This window comes from Roseateles saccharophilus (assembly GCF_031458095.1).
Taxonomy (GTDB): domain Bacteria; phylum Pseudomonadota; class Gammaproteobacteria; order Burkholderiales; family Burkholderiaceae_C; genus Pelomonas; species Pelomonas saccharophila_A.
On the sequence record NZ_JAVDXU010000004.1, the window covers coordinates 311,548 to 338,082 of the forward strand.

Here is a 26,535-nt window from a genome sequence, read left to right on the forward strand (position 1 = left end):
GGACCCGGGGCGGTGAGCCCGGTTTCGAGCCGCTCGGGCCGATTTGAGACTTTGTTCCTCAAGTCAAGCCCAGGGGGCCCGATAACCGATCGAAGCACTTGAAATCTAGGGATACGAGTCCGCCATGGGCACGGCGGGTTTTCCCGGATTCAGCGCAGGTCGGGCCCGCCAGGGATGGTTTTGGCGGGCGTGGCAGACAACGAGACAGCGCCCCGCGTCGAGGCCCCCATTCGGCGCAGGCCATCGCCTTTCACGAGGCGGTGGCCGTCAGCACAGCAGCAGGTAAAACACCATGGCAAGCATCGTCCCCTTTATTCCGGTCTCGAAGATCCCCGGCCTGACGACGACGACGATCCGGGATTTCACGACCGAGGACTGGGCTGCCTTCAGCACCGACCAGCTGATCGCGCTGACCACCGTACAGGCCGCTGTGATCACCTCCAGCGGCCTTTCCGTCTTGAGCAGTGACCAGCTGCGGTCCTTCCAGACCGAGGATCTGCGTGCCATCTCGACCGCTTCCATCGGCGGCTTCAATTCCGACCAGATCGGTGCCTTCACGACCGACCAGGTGCAGGCCTTCAGCACCGGCCAGATCCTGCAGCTGAGCACCAGCCAGCTGCGCGGCTTCAATGCCGCCGACATGGTGGCCCTGACCACCGCCCAGGTCGGCGCCCTGACCTCCAACCAGACCAAGGGCCTGTCGACCGACCAGCTGTCGGCCCTGGAAGCGACGGACATCCGCTTCATCACGACGGCCGCCCTGCGCGCCCTGAGCAGCACCCAGCTGGACGGCTTCACCAGCGACCAGCTGCGCGCCCTGTCGTCCGGCCAGATCATGGCGCTGACCACGGCCCAGGTCAGCACGCTGAACACCGACGACCTCAACACGCTGACGTCGGACCAGTTCAACAAGCTCACCACCGCCCAGGTGCAGTCGCTGTCGGCCAGCCAGCTCAGCCACCTGACGACGGACAGCCTGAACGCAATGGGTTCGGCCCAGTTCGCCGCCATGTCCTCGGCGCAGGTCAACTCGCTGACCTCCGACCAGTTGCCCAAGATGGAGACGGCCGACCTGCGCGCCATCACCACCGCGGCCCTGGCCGGCCTGTCCTCCGACCAGATCCTGACGTTGACCAGCGATGAAGTGGCCGGCCTGTCCACCGGCCAGATCGCCGCGCTGAACGCCAGCCAGGTCAAGGGCCTGACGGCCGCCGACATGACCGCCCTGGACACGGCCCAGGTGGCCGTGCTGAGCGCCACTCAGGCCGCAGCGCTGAACACCGACCAGCTGTCGGCCATCGACGCCGCCGACATGAAGTCGCTGACGACGGCGGCCCTGCGCGCCCTGTCCAGCACCCAGCTGGACGGCCTCACCTCCGACCAGCTGCGCGGCCTGAGCTCCAACCAGGTCAACGCGCTGACCACCGACCAGGTCCGCACCCTGAACACGGACGACCTGAACAGCCTCTCGTCCGACCAGTTCAACAAGCTCTCCACCGCCCAGGTCGCCGTGCTGACGACGGCCCAGCTGAGCCATCTGACGACGGACAGCCTGAATGCGATGGGCTCGTCCCAGTTCGCGACGCTGAACTCCACGCAGTTCAGCGCGCTGACGTCCGACCAGCTGCCGAACATGGAGACGGCCGACCTGCGCGCCGTCACGACGGCCGCCCTGCGCGGCCTGTCCTCCGACCAGATCCAGACCCTGACGTCCGACGAAGTCGGCGCCCTGACGACCGGCCAGATCGCCGCGCTGACGACGGCCCAGGTCAAGGGGCTGACCGCCGGCGACATGACGGCCCTGGGCACGGCCCAGGTCGCTGCGCTGAGCTCGGCCCAGGTTTCGGCATTGAGCACCGACCAGTTGTCGGCCATTGAAGCCGCCGACATGAAGTCGCTGAGCACGGCCGCCCTGCGCGGCCTGACCAGCACCCAGCTCGATGGCCTGACCTCGGACCAGCTGCGTGCCCTGACCTCGGGCCAGATCAATGCGCTGACCACCGACCAGATCCGCACGCTGAACACGGACGACCTGAACAGCTTCTCGTCCGACCAGTTCAACAAGCTCTCCACCGCCCAGGTCGCCGCGCTGACGACGGCCCAGCTCAGCCATCTGACGACGGACAGCCTCAATGCGATGGGCTCGGCCCAGTTCGCGACGCTGTCGTCCACCCAGGTCGGCGCGCTGACGTCCGACCAGCTGCCGACGATGGAGACGGCCGATCTGCGCGCCGTCACGACGGCTGCCCTGCGCGGCCTGTCCTCCGACCAGATCCTGACGCTGACCTCCGACGAGGTCGGTGCCCTGACGACCGGCCAGATCGCCGCGCTGACGACGGCCCAGGTCAAGGGCCTGACCGCCGGCGACATGGCGGCCCTGGGCTCGGCCCAGATCGCCGCCCTGGGCTCGGCCCAGGTGTCCGCGCTGGACACCGACCAGCTGTCGGCCATCGACGCCGCCGACATGAAGTCGCTGAGCACGGCCGCCCTGCGCGGCCTGACCAGCACCCAGCTGGACAGCCTGACCAGCGACCAGCTGCGCGCCCTGACCTCCAGCCAGATCAATGCGCTGAGCACCGACCAGGTCCGCACGCTGAACACCGACGACCTCAACAGCCTGACGTCGGATCAGTTCAACAAGCTGTCGACCGCCCAGGTCCAAGCGCTGACGACCGCCCAGCTGAGCAACCTGGCCACGGACAACCTCAATGCGATGGGCTCGGCCCAGTTCGCCACGCTGTCTTCCACCCAGTTCGGCGCGCTGACCAGCGACCAGCTGCCCAAGCTGGAGACGGCCGACCTGCGCGCCGTCACCACCGCCGCCCTGCGTGGCCTGACCTCCGACCAGGTCCAGACGCTGAGCTCCGATGAGGTGTCCAGCCTCACGACGGCCCAGGTCGGCTCGCTGAGCACCTCCCAGGTCCAGGGCCTGACGGCCGGCGACATGACGGCCCTGGGCACCGCCCAGATCGGCGTACTGAGCTCGGCCCAGGTGCAGAACCTGAACACCGACCAGCTCGCCGCCATCGAGACCGGCGACATCCGCTTCCTGAGCACGGCCGCCCTGCGCGCCCTGACCAGCACCCAGCTCGACGGCCTGACGTCCGACCAGCTGCGCGCCCTGTCGTCAACCCAAGTCAATGCGCTGACGACCGACCAGGTCCGCACGCTGAACACCGACGACCTCAACAGCCTGACGTCCGACCAGTTCAACAAGCTGTCCACCGCCCAGGTCGCCGTGTTGACCACGGCCCAGCTGAGCCACCTGACGACCGACAGCCTGAACGCCATGGGCTCGGGCCAGTTCGCGACGCTGAACTCCACGCAGTTCGGTTCGCTGACTTCCGACCAGCTGCCCAAGATGGAAACGGCCGACCTGCGTGCCGTCACCACGGCGGCGCTGGCGGGCCTGACATCCGACCAGATCCTGACGCTGACCAGCGACGAAGTCGCCGGCCTGTCCACCGGCCAGATCGCTTCGCTGTCGGCCACCCAGGTCAAGGGCCTGACGGCCGGCGACATGACGGCCCTGAGCAGCGCCCAGGTGGGTGCCCTGAGCTCGACGCAGGCCGCGGCCCTGAACACCGACCAGCTGGCGGCCATCGACGCGGCCGACATGAAGTCGATGACGACGGCCGCCCTGCGCGCCCTGTCCAGCACCCAGATCGACGGCCTGACCAGCGACCAGTTGCGCGCCCTCACCAGCGCCCAGCTGAACGCCCTGACGACCAGCCCGCAGATCGTCGGCCTCAACACCGATGACCTGAACGTGCTGACGACGGACCAGATCGCCCGCCTGTCGACCGCCCAGATCCAGGCGCTGACGACGGCCCAGCTGAGCAACCTCGTCACCGACAGCCTCAACGCCATGGGCTCGGCGCAGTTCGCCACGCTGAGCTCGACGCAGTTCGGCGCCCTGACCACCGACCAGCTGTCCAAGATGGAGACGGCCGACCTGCGCTCGGTGACGACCAACGCCCTGCGCGGCCTGAGCTCGGATCAGGTCCAGTCCCTGACCTCGGACGAGGTGGGCAGCCTGTCCACCGGCCAGATCGCCGCGCTGACGACGGCCCAGGTCAAGGGCCTGACCGCCGGCGACATGACGGCCCTGTCCACGGCCCAAGTCGCCGCCCTGAGCTCGGCCCAGGCCCAGAACCTGTCGACCGACCAGCTGTCGGCCATTGAAGCCGCCGACATGAAGTCGCTGACCACGGCCGCCCTGCGCGCCCTGTCCAGCACCCAGCTCGACGGCCTGACTTCCGACCAGCTGCGCGCCCTGACGTCCAGCCAGATCAACTCGCTGACGACCGACCAGGTCCGCACGCTGAACACCGACGACCTCAACAGCCTGACGTCCGACCAGTTCAACAAGCTGTCCACCGCCCAGGTCGCCGTGCTGACGACGGCGCAGCTGAGCAACCTGACGACGGACAACCTGAACGCCCTGGGCTCGGCCCAGTTCGCGACGCTGAACTCCACCCAGTTCGGCGCGCTGACCTCGGACCAGCTGCCCAAGATGGAGACGGCTGACCTGCGCGCGGTCACGACCTCGGCCCTGCGCGGCCTGTCGTCCGACCAGGTCCTGACGCTGACCTCCGACGAGGCCGCCAGCCTCACCACGGCCCAGATCAGCTCGCTGACCACCAGCCAGGTGCAAGGCCTGACGGCCGGCGACATGACGGCCCTCGGCTCCGCCCAGGTTGCCGTGCTGAGCGCGGCCCAGGCCGCCGCCCTGAACACCGACCAGCTGGCCGCCATCGAGACCGGCGACATCCGCTTCATCACCACGGCCGCCCTGCGCGCGCTGACCAGCACCCAGCTGGACGGCCTCACCAGCGACCAGCTGCGCGCCCTGTCGTCCAGCCAGATCAGCTCGCTGACGACCGACCAGGTCCGCACCCTGAACACGGACGACCTGAACAGCCTGGCGTCCGACCAGTTCAACAAGCTGACCACCAGCCAGATCCAGGTGCTGACCACCAACCAGCTCAGCCACCTGGGGACGGACAGCCTCAACGCCCTGGGCTCGGCTCAGTTCGCGACGCTGAACTCGGCCCAGTTCTCCTCGCTGACGTCCGACCAACTGCCCAAGCTGGAGACGGCCGACCTGCGCGCCGTCACCACGGCCGCCCTGGCCGGCCTGTCCTCCGACCAGATCCAGATGCTGACCACCGACGAGGTGGCCGGCCTGTCCACGGGCCAGATCGCCTCGCTGTCGGCCAATCAGGTCAAGGGCCTGACGGCCGGCGACATGACGGCCCTGTCGACGGCCCAGGTCGGCGTCATCAACTCGACGCAGGCCCAGGCACTCAGCACCGACCAGCTGTCGGCCATCGACGCCTCCGACATGAAGTCGCTGACGACGGCCACGCTGCGCGCCCTGTCCAGCACCCAGCTGGACGGCCTGACCTCGGACCAACTGCGCGGCCTGACCAGTACCCAGCTGAACGCGCTGACCACCAGCCCGCAGGTCGTCAACCTGAACACGGATGACCTGAACGTCCTGACGACCGACCAGATCGCCCGCCTGTCCACCTCGCAGATCCAGGCACTGACGACGACGCAGCTGAGCAACCTCGTCACCGACAGCTTGAACGCGATGGGCTCGGCCCAGTTCGCCACGCTGAACTCCGCCCAGTTCGCTTCGCTGACGACCGACCAGCTGTCCAAGATGGAGACGGCCGACCTGCGCGCCGTCACCACCAATGCCCTGCGCGGCCTGTCTTCCGACCAGGTGCAGTCCCTGACCACCGACGAAGTGGCGGGCCTGTCCACCGGCCAGATCGCCGCGCTGACGACGGCCCAGGTCAAGGGCCTGACGGCCGGCGACATGACGGCCCTGGGCACCGCCCAGGTCGCCGCTCTGAGCTCGGCACAGGCCGCGGCCCTGGACACTGACCAGCTGTCTGCCATCGACGCGACCGACATGAAGGCGATGACGACGGCGGCCCTGCGCGCCCTGTCCAGCGCCCAGATCGACGGCCTGACCAGCGACCAGTTGCGCGCCTTGACCAGCACCCAGCTGAATGCGCTGACCACCGCGCCGCAGGTCATCAGCCTGAGCACGGACGACCTGAACGTGCTGACCACGGACCAGATCGCTCGACTGTCGACCGGCCAGATCCAGGCCCTGACGACCTCGCAGCTGACCAACCTGGTCACCGACAGCCTCAACGCCATGGGCTCGGCCCAGTTCGCGACGCTGTCGTCCAACCAGTTCGGCGCGCTGACGACTGACCAGCTGTCCAAGATGGAGACGGCCGACCTGCGCGCCGTCACCACCAATGCGCTGCGTGGCCTGTCCTCCGATCAGGTCCAGTCGCTGACGTCCGACGAAGTCGGCTCCATGTCGACGGCCCAGATCACGACGCTGACGACGGCCCAGGTCAAGGGCCTGACCGCCGGCGACATGACGGCCCTGTCCACAGGCCAGGTCGCCGCCCTGACCTCGGCCCAGGCCCAGAACCTGTCGACCGACCAGCTGTCGGCCATCGAAGCGGCCGACATGAAGTCGCTGACGACGGCCGCCCTGCGCGCCCTGTCCAGCACCCAGCTCGACGGCCTGACCTCCGACCAGCTGCGCACCCTGACCTCGGCCCAGATCAATTCGTTGACGACCGACCAGGTCCGCACGCTGAACACCGACGACCTGAACAGCCTGACTTCCGACCAGTTCAACAAGCTGTCCACCGCCCAGGTCGCCGTGCTGACGACGGCGCAGCTGAGCAATCTGACGACCGACAACCTGAACGCCATGGGCTCGGCCCAGTTCGCGACACTGAACTCCACGCAGTTCGGTGCGCTGACGACCGACCAGCTGCCCAAGATGGAGACGGCCGACCTGCGCGCCGTCACCACCGCGGCCCTGCGCGGCCTGTCGTCCGACCAGATCAACACGCTGACCTCCGATGAGGTGTCCAGCCTCAGCACCGGCCAGATCGCCGCGCTGACGACCAGCCAGGTCCAAGGCCTGACGGCTGCCGACATGACGGCCCTGGGCACCGCCCAGGTGGGCGTGCTGAGCGCCGCCCAGGCCGCCGCCCTGAACACCGACCAACTGGCAGCCATCGAAACCGGTGACGTCCGCTTCATCACCACGGCGGCCCTGCGCGCGCTGACCAGCACCCAGCTCGACGGCCTGACCTCCGACCAGCTGCGCTCGCTGAGCTCCAGCCAGGTCACCGCCCTGACGACCGACCAGGTCCGCACGCTGAACACCGACGACCTCAACAGCCTGGCGTCCGACCAGTTCAACAAGCTGTCGACGGCCCAGGTCCAGGTGCTGACGACCAACCAGCTCAGCCATCTGGGCACGGACAGCCTCAACGCCCTGGGCTCGGCCCAGTTCGCGACGCTGAACTCAGCCCAGTTCGCTTCCCTGACCTCCGACCAGTTGCCCAAGCTGGAAACGGCCGACCTGCGTGCCGTCACGACCGCCGCCCTGGCTGGCCTGAGTTCCGACCAGATCCTGACGCTGACCAGCGACGAGATCGCCGGCCTGTCCACGGGCCAGATCGCCTCGCTGTCGGCCAATCAGGTCAAGGGCCTGACGGCGGCCGACATGACGGCCCTGTCCACCGCCCAGGTGGCCGTGCTGAGCTCGGCCCAGGTCCAGGCCATGTCGACCGACCAGCTGTCGGCCATCGATGCGTCCGACATGAAGTCGCTGACGACGGTCGCCCTGCGCGCCCTCAGCAGCACCCAGCTGGACGGCCTGACCTCGGATCAGCTGCGCGGCCTCAGCAGCGCCCAGCTGAACGCGCTGACCACCAACCCGCAGGTCATCAGCCTGAACACGGATGACCTCAACGTCCTGACGACCGACCAGATCGCCCGGTTGTCGACCTCGCAGATCCAGGCGCTGACGACGTCCCAGCTGAGCAACCTGGCCACCGACAGCCTGAATGCCATGGGCTCGGCCCAGTTCGCCACGCTGTCGTCGAGCCAGTTCGGCGCGCTGACGACCGACCAGCTCTCCAAGCTCGAGACGGCCGACCTGCGTGCGGTGACGACCAACGCCCTGCGCGGCCTCAGCTCGGATCAGGTCCAGTCCCTGACCTCGGACGAGGTGTCCAGCCTGTCCACCGGCCAGATCGCCGCGCTGACGACGGCCCAGGTCAAGGGCCTGACCGCCGGCGACATGACGGCCCTGTCCACGGGCCAGGTCGCGGCGCTGAGCTCGGCCCAGGCCCAGAACCTGTCGACCGACCAGCTGTCGGCCATCGACGCGTCCGACATGAAGTCGCTGACGACGGCCACCCTGCGCGCCCTGTCCAGCACCCAGCTCGACGGCCTGACCTCCGACCAGCTGCGCGCCCTGACCTCGGCCCAGGTGAACTCGCTGACGACCGACCAGGTCCGCACGCTGAACACCGACGACCTGAACAGCCTGACGTCCGACCAGTTCAACAAGCTGTCCACCGCCCAGGTCGCCGTGCTGACCACGGTCCAGTTGAGCAATCTGACGACCGACAGCCTAAACGCCATGGGCTCGGCCCAGTTCGCGACGCTGAACTCCACGCAGTTCGGTTCGCTGACGACCGACCAGCTGCCCAAGATGGAGACGGCCGACCTGCGCGCCGTGACCACCGCGGCCCTGCGCGGCCTCACGTCCGACCAGATCAACACCCTGACCTCGGATGAGGTGTCCAGCCTCAGCACCGCCCAGATCGGCTCGCTGACGACAGTCCAGGTCCAGGGCCTGACGGCCAACGACATGACGGCCCTGGGCACCGGCCAGGTCGCCGTGCTGAGCTCCGCCCAGCTGCAGGCGCTCAACACCGACCAGCTCGCCGCCATCGAGACCGGGGACATGCGCTTCCTGACGACGACGGCCCTGCGCGCCCTGTCCAGCACCCAGATCGACGGCCTCACCAGCGACCAGTTGCAGGCCCTGAGCTCGGCCCAGGTCAATGCGCTGACGTCGTCGCAGCTGTCGACGATGAACAGCGACGACCTGAACGCCTTCACGACCGACCAGTTCTCGCGCATGAGCACGGGCCAGGTGCAGGCGCTGACCGCCGGCCAGATGTCGCATCTGACGACGGACGACCTGACGGCCCTCGGCACCCAGCACTACGCGGTGATGAGCTCGGCCCAGTTCGGCGCGCTGACGACCGACCAGCTGCCCAATCTGCAGACGGCCGACCTGCGCGCGGTGACGACGGCGGCCCTGTCCAGCCTGAACTCGGACCAGATCGCCTCGCTGCAGACCGAGCACATCGCGGCCCTGAGCACGGCCCAGGTGATGTCGCTGACGACGGCCCAGATCAAGGGCCTGGACGCGACCGACATGACGGCCATGGGTTCGGCACAGATCGCCGTGCTGACGACGGCCCAGGTGAACTCGCTGTCCACCGACCAGATCGTGGCCATCGATTCCGATGACCTGGCCAAGCTGTCCTCGGCGTCCCTGCAGGCCATCACCAACACCCAGCTGGGCGCGCTGACGACCGATCAGCTGACCGGCCTGGGCACCCGTGTCTCGGTGCTGACGACCGGCCAGATCAACAACCTGGCGACCGACGACCTGAACGCCTTCACGACCGCCCAGTTCGCGGCGCTGACGACCAACCAGGTCAAGTCCTTCACCAACGCCCAGATCGCGGCCCTGGAAACCGACGACCTGCGCGCCCTCGGGACGGCCCACATCGCCTCGATGAGCAATGCGCAGATCCAGGCCATCACCAGCGACCAGTTCAGCACGCTGAAGGCGACGCAGATCACCGCGTTCACGACGGCCCAGGCGGCCGCGCTGACGACCGACCAGGTCCACAGCCTGACAACGGACCAGATCTCCGGCCTGGAAACCCGCGACATCTCGGCCATGAGCATGGCCCAGCTGGACGCGCTGCAGGGCACCACCTTCGGCGAGATGAGCGCGGCGCAGATGAACGCCTACTTCAACGTCACGCCCATCGTGCTCGACCTGGACGGCCACGGCGTCAACACGCTGGCCGCCGCCCAGGGCGTCAACTTCGACCTGTTGGGTACCGGCCAGACCCACAAGGTCGGCTGGGTGGCCGGCGGCGACGGCCTGCTGGTGATGGACCGCAACCATGACGGCGTCATCAACAACGGCGGCGAGCTCTTCGGCATGGGCACAGTGCTGGCCAATGGCAAGCACGCCAAGGACGGCTATGTGGCCATGGCCGAGCAGGACAGCAACCACGACGGCAAGCTGGACAGCCACGACGCCAACTGGAAGCAGCTGCAGGTCTGGGTCGACGCCAACCACGACGGCAAGACCGACGCCGGCGAGCTGAAGTCCCTGGACGAGCTGGGCATCACGTCCCTGGATCTGAACGCCGCCAAGGGTTCGGGCAGCGACAACGGCAACCTGATCGGCCTGGTGTCCAGCTATACGACGAGCGACGGCGGCAAGCACGAGGTGGCCGACGTCTGGTTCGCCAAGGACGTGCAGCCGCAGAAGGCCGACGACGGCAAGGACGCCACGGTCAGCCTGCACGACGTGCTGGCGCCGCCCAGCGCCCCGTTGCTCGGCGCCGAGCCTGTCGACCTGGCCAAGGCGGCCGTGCCGCATCCGTCGGCCGACGCCCACCTGGCGGCCATTGACCGCAAGCTGGCCGAGGAAGACGAGCACCGGCGCAACAACGGCGGCAACTGGCTATGAAGTCCGTGAATTCCTTCCAGCCTGTCCGGCGATCCCGCCGAACGGTCGGTGCGTGGACGGAAAACCCGGCCTTTTTGCCGGTTGATGCCATGGACTCGTCCCTAGCATGACTGCACGGGAGCCTTCCGTTATGGCGCTCCAGTCGGGGTTGCCCGGCTGCGGCCATGTCGGATTGGCTCCTGGCTTTGGATTCTTGGTGTCCGGGACACGTCGGGCTGGCCGCTCGACGGGCCTGGGCACTGGCTCAGAACAGCACAACGCCTTCAGTGTCGGGGGCGGGCCGGAAACGGCCCAGGGCCGCCATGTTGCAAGACATGGCGGCCATCAGTACAGGTGAGAAAACATGTCAACCGTCATCCCCAGCATTCCGGTATCCGTCATCCCGACGTTGTCCACGACAACCATCCGGGATTGGACGACTGAGGACTACGCTGCGCTGAGCACCGCCCAGCTGGTTGCCCTGACCACCGCCCAGGCCTCGGTCATCCTCTCCAGCAACCTGGCCGTCCTGAAGAGCGACCAGATCCGCGCCTTCCAGACCGAAGACCTGCGGGCCATCACGACGACCGGCCTCGCCGGCCTCAGCTCCGACCAGGTCCAGTTCCTGAAGACCGACCAGGTCCAGGCCCTGAGCACCGGCCAGATCGCCTCCCTGAGCACCGTCCAGATCAAGGGCCTGAGCAGCGACGACATGGTGGCCCTGACCACCGCCCAGATCGGCGCGCTGACGTCCAATCAGCTCGGCAACCTCTCCACGGCCCAGGTCGCCGCCATCGAGACGGGCGACATCAAGTCCATCACGACCGCCGCGCTGCGCAATCTGTCGTCCACCCAGCTGGACGCCTTCACCAGCGACCAGTTGCGCGCCCTCTCCAGCGGCCAGATCACTTCGCTGACGACGGGCCAGGTCAATACCCTGGGCACGGCCGACCTGAACAGCCTCACGAGCGGCCAGTTCGCCAATCTGACCACCGCCCAGGCCCAGGCCCTGACGGCCACCCAGCTGGGCAACCTGTCCACCGACAACCTGAACGCCCTGGGCACGGGTCAGTTCGCCGTGCTGTCGTCCACCCAGTTCGCCGGGCTGAGCACCAGCCAGCTGGCCAAGCTGGAGACGGCCGACCTGCGCGCCGTGACCACTGCGGCCCTGAACGGCCTGTCCTCCGACCAGGTCGGCGCCCTTGCCAGCGACGCCGTCGGCTCCATGACAACGGCCCAGGTCGCTTCGCTGGGCACCAGCCAGATCAAGGGTCTGACCACGGGTGACATGGTCGCCCTGACCTCGGCCCAGGTGGCTTCGATCAGTTCAACCCAGGCCGCCGCCCTCTCCACCGCCCAGGTCGCCGCTCTCGAGACGGCCGACATCAAGTCGATCACGACGGGCGCCCTGCGCAACCTGTCCTCGGATCAACTGGACGCCTTCACCAGCGATCAGCTGCGCGCCCTGTCCAGCGGCCAGGTCAATTCGCTGACGACGGGCCAGATCAACACCCTGGGCACGGCCGACCTGAACAGCCTGACCAGCAGCCAGTTCGCCAACCTGTCCTCGGGCCAGGTCCAGGCCCTGACCAGCACCCAGCTGAGCAACCTGGCGACGGACAACCTCAACGCCCTGGGCACGGCCCAGTTCGCGGCCCTGAACTCCGGCCAGTTCGGCGCCCTGACGACGGCCCAGCTCGGCAAGCTGGAGACGGCCGACCTGCGTGCCGTCACGACGGCTGCGCTCGGCGGCCTGTCCTCGGATCAGGTCGGCGCGCTGGCCAGCGACGCCGTCGGCTCCATGACGACGGCCCAGGTGGCCTCGCTGAGCGCCAACCAGATCGATGGCTTGACCACGGCCGACATGGTCGCCCTGACCTCGGCCCAGGTCGCCGCCCTGACTTCCACCCAGGCCGCCAGCCTGTCCACCGCCCAGATCGCGGCCATCGAGACGGCCGACATCAAGTCCATCACGACCGGTGCCCTGCGCAATCTGTCTTCCGATCAACTGGACGCCTTCACCAGCGACCAGCTGCGCGCCCTGTCCAGCAGCCAGGTCAATTCGCTGACGACGGCCCAGATCAACACCCTGGGCACGGCCGACCTCAACAGCCTGACCAGCAGCCAGTTCGCCAACCTGTCCTCGGGCCAGGTCCAGGCCTTGACCAACACCCAGTTGGCCAACCTGGCGACCGACAACCTCAACGCCCTGGGCACGGCCCAGTTCGCGGCCCTGTCGTCTTCGCAGTTCGCTGCGCTGACGACCGGCCAGCTCGGCAAGCTTGAGACGGCCGATCTGCGTGCCGTGACCACGGCAGCCCTGGGCGGCCTCTCGTCCGACCAGGTCGGCGCCCTCGCCAGCGACGCTGTCGGCTCCATGACGACGGCCCAGGTGGCCTCCCTCAGCGCCAACCAGATCGACGGCTTGACCACGGGCGACATGGTTGCCCTGACCTCGGCCCAGGTCGCCGCCCTGACCTCGACCCAGGCCGCCAGCCTGTCCACCGCCCAGATCGCGGCCATCGAGACGGCCGACATCAAGTCCATCACCACGGGTGCGCTGCGCAATCTGTCGTCCGACCAGCTGGACGCCTTCACCAGCGACCAGCTGCGCGCGCTGAGCAGCGGCCAGATCAACTCGCTGACGACGGCCCAGGTCAACACCCTGGGCACGGCCGACCTGAACAGCCTGACGAGCAGCCAGTTCGCCAATCTGTCCACGGCCCAAGTCCAGGCCCTGACCAGCACCCAGCTCGCCAATCTGGCGACCGACAACCTGAACGCCCTGGGCACGGCCCAGTTCGGCGCGTTGTCGTCTTCGCAATTCGGTGCCCTGACCACAGGCCAGCTCGGCAAGCTCGAGACCGCCGACCTGCGCGCCGTCACGACCGCCGCGCTGAATGGCTTGAACTCCGACCAGATCGGCTCCCTGGCCAGCGATGCCGTCGGCTCGATGTCCACGGCCCAGGTGGCCTCGCTCGGCACCAGCCAGATCAAGGGCCTGACCACCGGCGATATGGTGGCTCTGACCTCGGCCCAGGTTGCCGCGATCAGCTCGACTCAGGCCGCCACGCTGTCGACAGCCCAAGTTGCGGCCATCGAGACCGGCGACATCAAGTCGCTGACGACCGGCGCCCTGCGCAATCTGTCGTCCGACCAGCTCGACGCCTTCACCAGCGACCAGCTGCGCGCCCTGTCCAGCAGCCAGATCAACAGCCTGACGACCGGCCAGGTCAATACGCTCGGCACGGCTGACCTGAACAGCCTGACAAGCAGCCAGTTCGCCAACCTGTCCTCGGGCCAGGTCCAGGCGCTGACCAGCACCCAGCTCGCCAACCTGGCGACCGACAACCTCAATGCTCTGGGTACGGCCCAGTTCGCGGCCCTGTCGTCTTCGCAGTTTGGTGCCCTGACCACCGGCCAGCTCGGCAAGCTCGAAACGGCCGACCTGCGCGCCGTGACCACCGCGGCGCTGAACGGCCTGAACTCCGACCAGGTCGGCGCTCTCGCCAGCGACGCCGTCGGCTCGCTGACGACCGCCCAGGTTGCCTCTCTCGGCGCCAACCAGATCGACGGTCTGACCACGGGCGACATGGTCGCCCTGACCTCGGCCCAGGTCGCCGCCCTGACCTCGACCCAGGCCGCCGGCCTGTCGACCGCCCAGCTCGCCGCCATCGAGACCGGCGACATCAAGTCGCTGACGACCGGCGCCCTGCGCAACCTGTCTTCCGACCAGCTCGACGCCTTCACCAGCGACCAGCTGCGCGCACTCTCCAGCAGCCAGATCAACAGCCTGACGACCGGCCAGGTCAATACGCTCGGCACGGCTGACCTGAACAGCCTGACCAGCAGCCAGTTCGCCAACCTGTCCTCGGGCCAGGTCCAGGCCCTGACCAGCACCCAGCTCGCCAATCTGGCAACCGACAACCTCAACGCCCTGGGCAGCGCCCAGTTCGCGGCCCTGTCGTCCTCGCAATTCGCTGCGCTGACCACGGGCCAGCTCGGCAAGCTCGAGACGGCCGACCTGCGCGCCGTCACGACAGCCGCCCTGAATGCCCTGAGCTCCGACCAGGTCGGCGCTCTCGCCAGCGACGCCGTGGGCTCGCTGACGACCGCTCAGGTCGCCGCCCTGGGCAGCACCCAGATCAAGGGCCTGACCACGGCAGACATGGTCGCCCTGACCTCGGCCCAGGTCGCCGCCCTGACCTCGGGCCAGGTGGCCAATCTGTCCACCGCCCAGATCGCGGCCATCGAGACCGGTGACATCAAGTCGCTGTCGACCGCCGCCCTGCGCAACTTCTCGACCGACCAGCTGGATGCCCTGACCAGCGACCAGCTGCGCGCCCTGTCCTCGGCCCAGCTGAATGCCCTGAGCACCAGCCCGCAGTTCGTCAACCTGGGCACCGCCGACCTGAACGTGCTGACGACCGGCCAGATGGCCAATCTGTCGACGGCCCAGGTCCAGGCCCTGACCAGCACCCAGCTCAGCAACCTCGGGACCGACAACCTCAACGCCCTGGGCAGCGCTCAGTTCGCCGCCCTGTCGTCTTCGCAATTCGGTGCCTTGACCACCGGCCAGCTCGGCAAGCTCGAGACGGCCGACCTGCGCGCCGTCACGACGGCCGCCCTGAATGGCCTGAACTCCGACCAGATCGGCGCCCTCGCCAGCGACGCCGTCGGCTCGATGTCCACGGCCCAGGTGGCGTCCCTCGGCACCAGCCAGATCAAGGGCCTGACCACGGGCGATATGGTCGCCCTGACCTCGGCCCAGGTCGCCGCCATCAACTCCGCCCAGGCCGGCACGCTGTCGACGGCCCAACTCGCCGCCATCGAGACCGGTGACATCAAGTCGCTGACGACCGGTGCACTGCGCAATCTGTCGTCGGACCAGCTCGACGCCTTCACCAGCGACCAGCTGCGCGCCCTGTCCAGCGGCCAGATCAACAGCCTGACGACGGCCCAAGTCAACACGCTGGGCACGGCCGACCTGAACAGCCTCACCAGTGGCCAGTTCGCCAACCTGTCTTCCGGCCAGGTCCAGGCGCTGACCAGCACCCAGCTCAGCAACCTGGCGACGGACAACCTCAACGCCCTGGGCACCGCCCAGTTCGCCGCGTTGAACTCCGGCCAGTTCGGCTCGCTGACCACCGCTCAGCTCGGCAAGCTCGAGACCGCCGACCTGCGCGCCGTGACCACGGCAGCCCTGGGCGGGCTGTCCTCCGACCAGATCGGTGCCCTGGCCAGCGACGCCGTCGGCTCCATGACGACAGCCCAGGTGGCCTCGCTGAGCGCCAACCAGATCGATGGCTTGAACACGGCCGACATGGTCGCCCTGACCTCGGCCCAGGTCGCCGCCCTGACTTCCACCCAGGCCGCCAGCCTGTCCACCGCCCAGATCGCGGCCATCGAGACGGCCGACATCAAGTCCATCACGACCGGTGCCCTGCGCAATCTGTCTTCCGATCAACTGGACGCCTTCACCAGCGACCAGCTGCGCGCGCTGTCCAGCGGCCAGATCAACAGCCTGACGACCGGCCAGATCAACACCCTGGGTACGGCCGACCTCAACAGCCTCACCAGCAGCCAGTTCACCAACCTGTCCTCGGGCCAGGTCCAGGCCCTGACCAACACCCAGCTCGCCAATCTGGCGACCGACAACCTCAACGCCCTGGGCACGGCCCAGTTCGCCGCGCTGAATTCCAGCCAGTTCGGCGCCCTGACGACTGGCCAGCTCGGCAAGCTCGAGACGGCTGATCTGCGCGCCGTCACGACGGCCGCGCTGAACGGCCTGTCTTCGGATCAGGTCGGCGCCCTGGCCAGCGATGCCGTCGGCTCGCTGACGACCGCTCAAGTCGCCTCCCTGGGCAGCACCCAGATCAAGGGCCTGACGACGGCCGATATGGTCGCCCTGACCTCGTCCCAGGTCGCCTCGCTGACCTCGACCCAGGCCGGCACGCTGTCGACGGCCCAACTCGGCGCCATCGAGACCGGCGACATCAAGTCCATCACGACCGGTGCCCTGCGCAATCTGTCGTCGGACCAGCTCGACGCCTTCACCAGCGACCAGCTGCGCGCCCTGTCCAGCGGCCAGATCAACAGCCTGACGACGGCCCAAGTCAACACCCTGGGCACGGCCGACCTGAACAGCCTGACGAGCAGCCAGTTCGCCAATCTGTCCACGGGCCAGGTCCAGGCGCTGACCAGCACCCAGCTGAGCAACCTGGCGACCGACAACCTCAACGCCCTGGGCACTGCCCAGTTCGCGGCCCTGAACTCCGGCCAGTTCGGCTCCCTGACGACCGGCCAGCTCGGCAAGCTCGAAACGGCCGACCTGCGCGCCGTCACGACGGCCGCCCTGAATGCGCTGAGCTCCGACCAGGTCGGCGCTCTTGCCAGCGATGCCGTGGGCTCGCTGACGACGGCCCAGGTCGCCTCTCTGGGCTCCACCCAGCTCAAGGGCCTGACCACGGCCGACATGGTGGCCTTGACCTCGGGCCAGATCGCCGCCATCAATTCGACCCAGGCCGCCGCGCTGTCCACCGGCCAGCTCGCCGCCATCGAGACCGGCGACATCAAGTCCATCACGACCGGTGCCCTGCGCAATCTGTCTTCCGATCAACTGGACGCCTTCACCAGCGACCAGCTGCGCGCCCTGTCCAGCAGCCAGATCAACAGCCTGACGACCGGCCAGGTCAATACGCTCGGCACGGCTGATCTGAACAGCCTGACCAGCAGCCAGTTCGCCAACCTGTCTTCGGGCCAGGTTCAGGCGCTGACCAGCACCCAGCTCAGCAACCTCGCGACCGACAACCTGAACGCCCTGGGCACGGCCCAGTTCGCGGCCCTGTCGTCTTCGCAGTTCGGCGCACTGACGACCGGCCAGCTCGGCAAGCTCGAAACGGCTGACCTGCGCGCCGTCACGACCGCGGCCCTGAACGGCCTGTCTTCCGACCAGGTCGGCGCCCTGGCCAGCGACGCCGTGGGCTCGCTGACCACCGCCCAGGTGGCGTCGCTGGGCGCCAACCAGATCGACGGCCTGACCACGGGCGACATGGTCGCCCTGACCTCGGCCCAGATCGCCGCCATCAACTCGACCCAAGGTGCCGGCCTGTCGACCGCGCAACTCGCCGCCATCGAAACCGGCGACATCAAGTCCATCACAACCGGCGCCCTGCGCAATCTGTCGTCGGACCAACTGGACGCCTTCACCAGCGACCAGCTGCGTGCCCTGTCCAGCGGCCAGATCAACTCGCTGACGACCGGCCAGATCAACACCCTGGGCACGGCTGACCTGAACAGCCTGACCAGCAGCCAGTTCGCCAACCTGTCCTCGGGTCAGGTCCAGGCGCTCACGAATACCCAACTCGCCAACCTGGCGACCGACAACCTCAACGCCCTGGGCACCAGCCAATTCGCGGCGCTGAACTCCAGCCAGTTCGGTGCGCTGACGACCGGTCAGCTCGGCAAGCTCGAAACGGCCGACCTGCGCGCCGTGACCACCGCGGCCCTGAATGGCCTGTCTTCGGACCAAGTCGGCGCGCTCGCCAGCGATGCCGTGGGCTCCTTGACGACGGCCCAAGTGGCCTCCCTCGGCGCCAACCAGATCGATGGCTTGAACACGGCCGACATGGTGGCCCTGACCTCGGGTCAGATCGCCGCCATCAACTCGACGCAGGCCGCCAGCCTGTCCACCGCCCAGATCGCCGCCATCGAGACGGCCGACATCAAGTCGCTGACGACCGGCGCCCTGCGCAATCTGTCGTCCGACCAGCTCGACGCCTTCACCAGCGACCAGCTGCGTGCCCTGTCCAGCAGCCAGATCAACGCGCTGACCACCAGCCAGATCAACACCCTGGGCACGGCTGACCTGAACAGCCTGACCAGCAGCCAGTTCGCCAACCTGTCGTCCACGCAGGTCCAGGCCCTGACCAACACCCAGCTCGCCAACCTGGCGACGGACAACCTCAACGCCCTGGGCACCAGCCAGTTCGCGGCGCTGAACTCCAGCCAGCTCGGTGCGCTGACGACCAGCCAGCTCGGCAAGCTGGAAACGGCCGACCTGCGCGCCGTCACCACCGCGGCGCTGAACGGCCTGTCTTCGGACCAGGTCGGCGCCCTGGCCAGCGACGCCGTTGGCTCGCTGACCACGGCCCAGGTCGCATCCCTCGGCACCAGCCAGCTCAAGGGCCTGACCACGGCCGACATGGTCGCTCTGACCTCGGGCCAGATCGCCGCCATCAACTCGACCCAGGCCGCCGCGCTGTCCACCGGCCAGCTCGCCGCCATCGAGACCGGCGACATCAAGTCCATCACGACGGGCGCCCTGCGCAATCTGTCGTCCGACCAGCTCGACGCCTTCACCAGCGACCAGCTGCGTGCCCTGTCCAGCGGCCAGATCAATTCGCTGACGACGGCCCAAGTCAACACCCTGGGCACGGCTGACCTGAACAGCCTGACCAGCAGCCAGTTCGCCAACCTGTCCACCGGCCAGGTCCAGGCCCTGACCAGCACCCAGCTGAGCAACCTGGCGACCGACAACCTGAACGCCCTGGGCACGGCCCAGTTCGGAGCCCTGAACTCCGGCCAATTCGGTTCGCTGACCACCGCCCAGCTCGGCAAGCTCGAGACGGCCGACTTGCGCGCGGTGACCACGGCTGCCCTGAACGGCCTCTCGTCCACGCAGGTTGGCGCCCTCGCCAGCGATGCCGTCGGCACGCTGACCACGCAGCAAGTGGCATCCCTGGGTACCGACCAGGTCAAGGGCCTGACGACCGGCGACATGGTCGCCCTGACCTCGGGCCAGATCGCCGCCATCAACTCCAACCAGGCGGGTGTGCTGTCCACGGCCCAGATCGCCGCCATCGAGACGGTCGACGTCAAGGCCATCTCCACCGGCGCCCTGCGCAATCTGTCGTCCGACCAGCTCGACGCGCTGACCAGCGACCAACTGCGCGCGCTGACCTCCACGCAGCTGAACGCGCTGACGACCAACCCGCAGATCGTCAATCTCGCGACCGCCGACCTGAACGTGCTGACGACGGGTCAGATCGCCAATCTGTCGACGGCCCAGGTCCGCGCGCTGACGACCGACCAGCTCGCCAACCTGTCGACCGACAACCTGAACGCCATGGGCTCGGCCCAGTTCGCGGCGCTGAGCTCCGGCCAGTTCGGTGCGCTGACGACCGGCCAGCTTGGCAAGCTCGAGACGGCCGACCTGCGCGCCGTCACGACCGCGGCCCTGAATGCGCTGAGCTCCGACCAGATGGGCGCCCTCGCCAGCGACGCCGTCGGCTCGCTGACCACCGCCCAGGTGGCCTCGCTGGGCACGACCCAGATCAAGGGCCTGACCACCGGTGACATGGTCGCCCTGACCTCGGGTCAGGTCGCGGCCCTGAACTCGACCCAGGCCGGCACCCTGTCCACCGTCCAGATCGCCGCCATCGAAACGGCGGACATCAAGTCCATCGCGACCGGTGCCCTGCGCAACCTGTCGTCGGATCAACTGGACGCCTTCACCAGCGACCAGCTGCGCGCCCTCAGCAGTGGCCAGATCAACAGCCTGACCACGGGCCAGGTCAACACCCTGGGCACGGCCGACCTGAACAGCCTGACCAGCAGCCAGTTCGGCAATCTGTCGACGGCCCAAGTCCAGGCGCTGACGAGCACCCAACTGAGCAACCTGGCGACCGACAACCTGAATGCCCTGGGCACCAGCCAGTTCGCTGCGCTGAACTCCGGCCAGTTCGGTTCGCTGACCACCGCCCAGCTCGGCAAGCTCGAGACGGCCGACCTGCGCGCCGTCACCACCGCCGCGCTGAACGGCCTGTCGTCGACCCAGATCGGCGCCCTGGCCAGCGACGCCGTCGGCTCGCTGGCGACGCAGCAAGTCGCGTCCCTCGGTACCGACCAGGTCAAGGGTCTGACGACGGGCGACATGGTCGCCCTGACCTCGGGCCAGATCGCCGCCATCAACTCCAACCAGGCGGGCGTGCTGTCCACGGCCCAGATCGCGGCCATCGAGACCGCCGACATCAAGGCCATCTCCACCGGCGCCCTGCGCAATCTGTCCACCGACCAGCTCGACGCGCTGACCAGTGACCAGCTGCGCGCCCTGAGCTCGACCCAGCTCAACGCGCTGACGACCAGCCCGCAGGTCAACAACCTGGGCACGGCCGACCTGAACTCGCTGACCACCGGCCAGATCGCCAATCTGTCGACGGCCCAGGTCCGCGCGCTGACGAGCGACCAGCTCAGCAACCTGACCAGCGACAACCTCAATGCCCTGGGCACCGCTCAGTTCGCGGCCCTGAGCTCCAGCCAGTTCGGTTCGCTGACCACCGCCCAGCTCGGCAAGCTGGAAACGGCCGACCTGCGCGCCGTCACGACAGCCGCCCTGAACGGCCTGTCGTCGACGCAGATCGGCGCTCTCGCCAGCGACGCCGTCGGCTCGCTGACCAGCACCCAGGTCGCTTCCCTGGGCACCGACCAGATCAAGGGCCTGACGACGGCCGACATGGTCGCGCTGACCTCGGCCCAGATCGCCGCCATCAACTCGGCCCAGGCCGGCGTGCTGTCCACGGCCCAGATCGCCGCCATCGAGACCGCCGACATCAAGGCCATCTCGACCGGTGCCCTGCGCAATCTGTCCACCGACCAGCTCGATGCGCTGACCAGCGACCAGCTGCGCGCCCTCAGCTCCAGCCAGCTGAATGCGCTGACGACCAGTCCGCAGGTGAGCAACTTCGGCACGGCCGACCTGAACTCGCTGACGACCGGCCAGATGGCCAATCTGTCGACGGCCCAGGTCCGCGCGCTGACGTCCGACCAGCTCGGCCATCTGTCGACCGACAACCTCAACGCCCTGGGCACCGCCCAGTTCGCGGCGCTGAGCTCCAGCCAGTTCGCGGGCCTGGCCACCAGCCAGTTGGCCAAGCTGGAGACGGCCGACCTGCGCGCCGTCACGACGGCGGCCCTCAACGGCCTGAACTCCGACCAGGTCGGCGCCCTGGCCAGCGATGCCGTCGGCTCGCTGAGCACGCAGCAGGTGGCCTCGCTGGGCACGGCCCAGATCAAGGGCCTGACGACGGGTGACATGGTCGCCCTGACCTCGGCCCAGGTTGCCGCCATCAACTCGACCCAGGCCGCCAGCCTGTCGACGGCCCAGATCGCCGCCCTCGAGACCGCCGACGTCAAGTCGCTGGCCACCGGGGCCCTGCGCAACCTGTCGTCCGACCAGCTGGATGCCTTCACCAGCGACCAGTTGCGCGCCCTGTCCAGCGGCCAGATCAACAGCCTGACCACGGGCCAGATCAACACCCTGGGCACGGCCGACCTGAACAGCCTGACCAGCGGCCAGTTCGGCAATCTGTCGACCGCCCAGGTCCAGGCGCTGACGAGCACCCAGCTCGCCAACCTCGCCACCGACAACCTGAACGCCCTGGGTACGGCGCAGTTCGCGGCGCTGAATTCCGGCCAGTTCAGCGGCCTGAGCACCAGCCAGCTGGCCAAGCTCGAAACCGCCGATCTGCGCGCCGTCACGACGGCCGCCCTCAACGCCCTGGGCTCCGACCAGATCGGCGCCCTGGCCAGTGACGCCGTCGGCGCCATGAGCACGGCCCAGATCGCCTCGCTGGGCACGGCCCAGATCAAGGGCCTGACGACGGCCGACATGGTCGCCCTGACCTCGGCCCAGGTCGCCGCCATCAACTCCAACCAGGTGGGCGGCCTGTCGACGGCCCAGATTGCCGCCATCGAGACGGCCGACATCAAGGCCCTGTCGACGTCGGCCCTGCGCAACTTCTCGACCGACCAGCTCGACGCCTTGACCAGCGACCAGCTGCGCGCCTTGAGCTCGGCCCAGCTGAATGCGCTGAGCACCAGCCCGCAGTTCGCCAACCTGGGCACGGCCGACCTGAACTCGCTGACCACCGGCCAGATCGCCAACCTGTCCACCGCCCAGGTCCAGGCCCTGACCAACACCCAGATCGCCAACCTGACGACGGACAGCCTCAACGCCTTGGGCTCGGCCCAGTTCGCGGTGCTGTCGTCCAGCCAGTTCGGCGCGCTGACGACCGGCCAGCTCGGCAAGCTGGAAACCGCCGACCTGCGCGCCGTCACGACGGCGGCGCTGAATGGCCTGAGCTCCGACCAGGTCGGTGCCCTGGCCAGCGACGCCGTCGGCTCGCTGACCACGGCCCAGGTCGCCTCGCTGGGCACGACCCAGATCAAGGGCCTGACCACGGGTGACATGGTCGCCCTGACCTCGGCCCAGGTCGCCGCCATCAACTCGACCCAGTCCGCCAGCCTGTCCACGGCCCAGGTCGCCGCCCTCGAGACGGCCGACATCAAGTCGCTGACGACCGGTGCCCTGCGCAATCTGTCCTCGGATCAACTGGACGCCTTCACCAGCGACCAGCTGCGCGCCCTGTCCAGCGGCCAGGTCAACAGCCTGACCACGGCCCAGATCAACACCCTGGGCACGGCCGACCTGAACAGCCTCACCAGCGGCCAGTTCGCCAACCTGTCCTCAGGCCAGGTCCAGGCCCTGACCAGCACCCAGCTGGGCAACCTGGCGACGGACAATCTCAACGCCCTGGGCACGAGCCAGTTCGCCGCCCTGAACTCCGGCCAGTTCGGTGCGCTGACCACCGCCCAACTGGGCAAGCTCGAGACGGCTGACCTGCGTTCCGTCACGACGGCGGCTCTCAACGGCCTGACGTCGGCCCAGATCGCCGCCCTGGCCAGCGATGCCGTCGGCGCCATGACCACCGCGCAAGTGGCCTCGCTGGGCACGGCCCAGATCCAGGGTCTGAGCACGGCCGACATGGTGGCCCTGACCTCGAGCCAGATCGCCGCCATCAACTCGGTGCAGGCCGCCAGCCTGTCCACGGCCCAGCTGGCCGCCATCGAGACGGGCGACATGAAGTCGCTCGCCACGGCCACGCTGCGCAATCTGTCGACCGACCAGCTCGCCGCCCTGAGCAGCGACCAGCTGCGCGGCCTGACCTCGGCCCAGCTCAATGCGCTGAGCACCAGCCCGCAGTTCGCCAACCTGTCGACGTCCAGCCTGAACTCGCTGACGACAGCCCAAGTCGCCAACCTGTCCACGGCCCAGGTCCAGGCGCTGACCAGCACGCAGATCGCCAACCTGGCGACCGACAGCCTCAACGCGATGAACTCGACGCAGTTCGCCGCCCTGGGTTCCAGCCAGTTCGGCGCGCTGACCACCGCCCAGATCGCCAAGCTGGAAACCGCCGACCTGCGCGGCGTGACGACGGCGGCCCTGAACGCGCTGAGCTCCGACCAGATCGGCGCCCTGGCCAGCGACGCCGTCGGCACGCTGACGACGGCCCAGTTCGGCTCGCTGGGCACCTCCCAGATCAAGGGCCTGAGCACGGGTGACATGGTGGCCCTGACCTCGACCCAGGTGGCTGCGCTGAATTCCGCGCAGGCCGCCACGCTGTCGACGGCCCAGATCGCCGCCATCGAGACGGCCGACATCAAGTCGCTGTCCACCGGTGCGCTGCGCAACCTGTCCTCGGATCAACTCGACGCCTTCACCAGCGACCAGTTGCGCGCCCTGTCCAGCACCCAGGTCAACGGCCTGACCACCGGTCAGATCAACACCCTGGGGACGGCCGACCTGAACAGCCTCACCAGCGGCCAGTTCGGCAATCTGTCGTCCACCCAGGTCCAGGCGCTGACCAGCACCCAGCTCACCAATCTGGCGACGGACAACCTCAACGCCCTGGGCACGGCCCAGTTCGCGGCCCTGAACTCCGGCCAGTTCGGCGCGCTGACGACGGCCCAGCTCGGCAAGCTGGAGACCGCCGACCTGCGCGCGGTGTCCACCGCCGCGCTGAACGCGCTGAGTTCCGACCAGGTCGCGGCCCTGGCCAGCGACGCCGTCGGCTCCATGACGGCCACCCAGATCGGCGCCCTGGGCACGACCCAGATCACCGGCCTGAGCACGGCCGACATGGTGGCCCTGACGTCGACGCAGATCGCCGCGATCAACTCGGTCCAGGCGGATGTGCTGTCCACGGCCCAGATCGCCGCCATCGAGACGGCCGACATCAAGTCGCTGTCCACCGGTGCGCTGCGCAACCTGTCGTCCGACCAGCTTGACGCCTTCACCAGCGATCAGCTGCGTGCCCTGTCCAACAGCCAGGTCGGCAACCTGACGACGGACCAGATCCACACCCTGGGCACGGCCGACCTGAACAGCCTGACCACCGGCCAGTTCGGCAATCTGTCGACGGCACAGGCCCAGGCCCTGACCACGACGCAGCTGGGCAACCTCGGCACCGACAGCCTCAATGCCCTGGGCACCGGCCAGTTCGCCGCGCTGAACTCCGACCAGGTCGGCGCGCTGACCACGGCCCAGATGGGCAAGCTCGAGACGGCCGATCTGCGCGCCATCACGACGGCCGCCCTGGCCGGCCTGGATTCCGACCAGTTCGCGGCCTTGTCGACCGACCACGTCGCCGCCCTGAGCACCGCCCAGGTGCTGGCGCTGACGACCAGCCAGTTCGACGGCTTCTCAACCGGCGACATGAAGGCGATGGACTCGGCGCAGATCTCGATGCTGACGACCGAGCAGGTGGCTTCGCTGTCGACCGACCAGATCGTGGCCATCGACGCCGCCGACCTGGCCAAGCTGTCCGCGGCCTCGCTGCGCGCCATCACCGACACCCAGCTGGCCGCGCTGACGACCGACCAGCTGACCGGCCTGAACGCCCGTGTCAACCTGCTGACCACCAGCCAGATCAACCACCTGGCCAGCGACGACCTGAACGCCTTCACCGCCGCGCAGTTCTCGGTGATGACGTCGAGCCAGGTCCAGGCCTTCAGTACCGACCAGATGAAGGCGCTGGAGACCGACGATCTGCGCGCCCTGAGCACGGCCAACTTCGCGGCCCTGAGCACCTCGCAGATCCAGGCCATCACCACCGCCCAGTTCGAGACGCTGAAGGTGACCCAGATCACCGCACTGACGACAGACCAGGCGGTCGCGCTGACGACCGACCAGGTCCACGCCATCACGACCGACCAGATCCACGGCCTGGAGACCCGGGACATCGCCGCGATGAGCATGGCCCAGCTCGACGCGCTGACCAGCACGGCGGTCGGCGAGATGAACGGCGCGCAGTTCGACGCCTACTTCGCCAAGACGCCTATCGTGCTCGACCTGGACGGCCACGGCATCAACACGCTGGCCGCCGCCCAGGGCGTCAACTTCGACCTGATCGGCACCGGCCACACCGACAAGGTGGGCTGGATCGCCGGCGGCGACGGCCTGCTGGTGATGGACCGCAATCACGACGGCGTCATCAACAACGGCGGCGAGCTGTTCGGCATGGGCACCATCCTGGCCAATGGCAAACACGCCAAGGACGGCTATGCCGCCATGGCCGAGCAGGACAGCAACCACGATGGCAAGCTGGACAGCCACGACGCCAACTGGAAGCAGCTGCAGGTCTGGGTCGATGCCAACCACGACGGCAAGACCGACGCCGGCGAACTCAAGACCCTGGACGAAGTGGGCGTCGCCTCCATCGACCTGAACGCCACGAAGGGTTCGGGCAGCGACAACGGCAACCTCATCGGCCTGGTGTCCAGCTACACCAGCACCGACGGCAGCAGCCACGATGTCGCCGACGTCTGGTTCACCAAGGACGTGCAACCACAGTCGACCAGCGACGGCAAGGACACCACGGTCAGCCTGCACGACGTGCTGGCGCCGCCGAGCGGCGCGCTGCTTGGGTCCGAGCACATCGACCTGGCCAAGGCGGCCGTGCCGCACCCGGCTCCCGACGCCCACCTGGCGGCCATCGACCGCAAGCTGGCCGAGGAAGACGAGCACCGGCGCAACAACGGCGGCAACTGGATCTAGGCTTGAACTCCTGACGCCGGCAGTCGCC

The 26,535-nt window shown here is 68.3% G+C and carries 2 protein-coding genes; both read left to right on the forward strand.

Features of this window, described 5'->3' with window-relative positions:
• The first annotated feature begins 292 nt into the window (after nt 1-292).
• Complete coding sequence (locus J2X20_RS24140; RefSeq protein WP_310270780.1) at nt 293-10,633, forward strand: hypothetical protein; 10,341 nt, start codon at nt 293-295, stop codon at nt 10,631-10,633.
• A gap of 343 nt (nt 10,634-10,976) precedes the next feature.
• Complete coding sequence (locus J2X20_RS24145; protein WP_310270783.1) at nt 10,977-26,507, forward strand: hypothetical protein; 15,531 nt, start codon at nt 10,977-10,979, stop codon at nt 26,505-26,507.
• Nucleotides 26,508-26,535 lie beyond the last annotated feature (28 nt).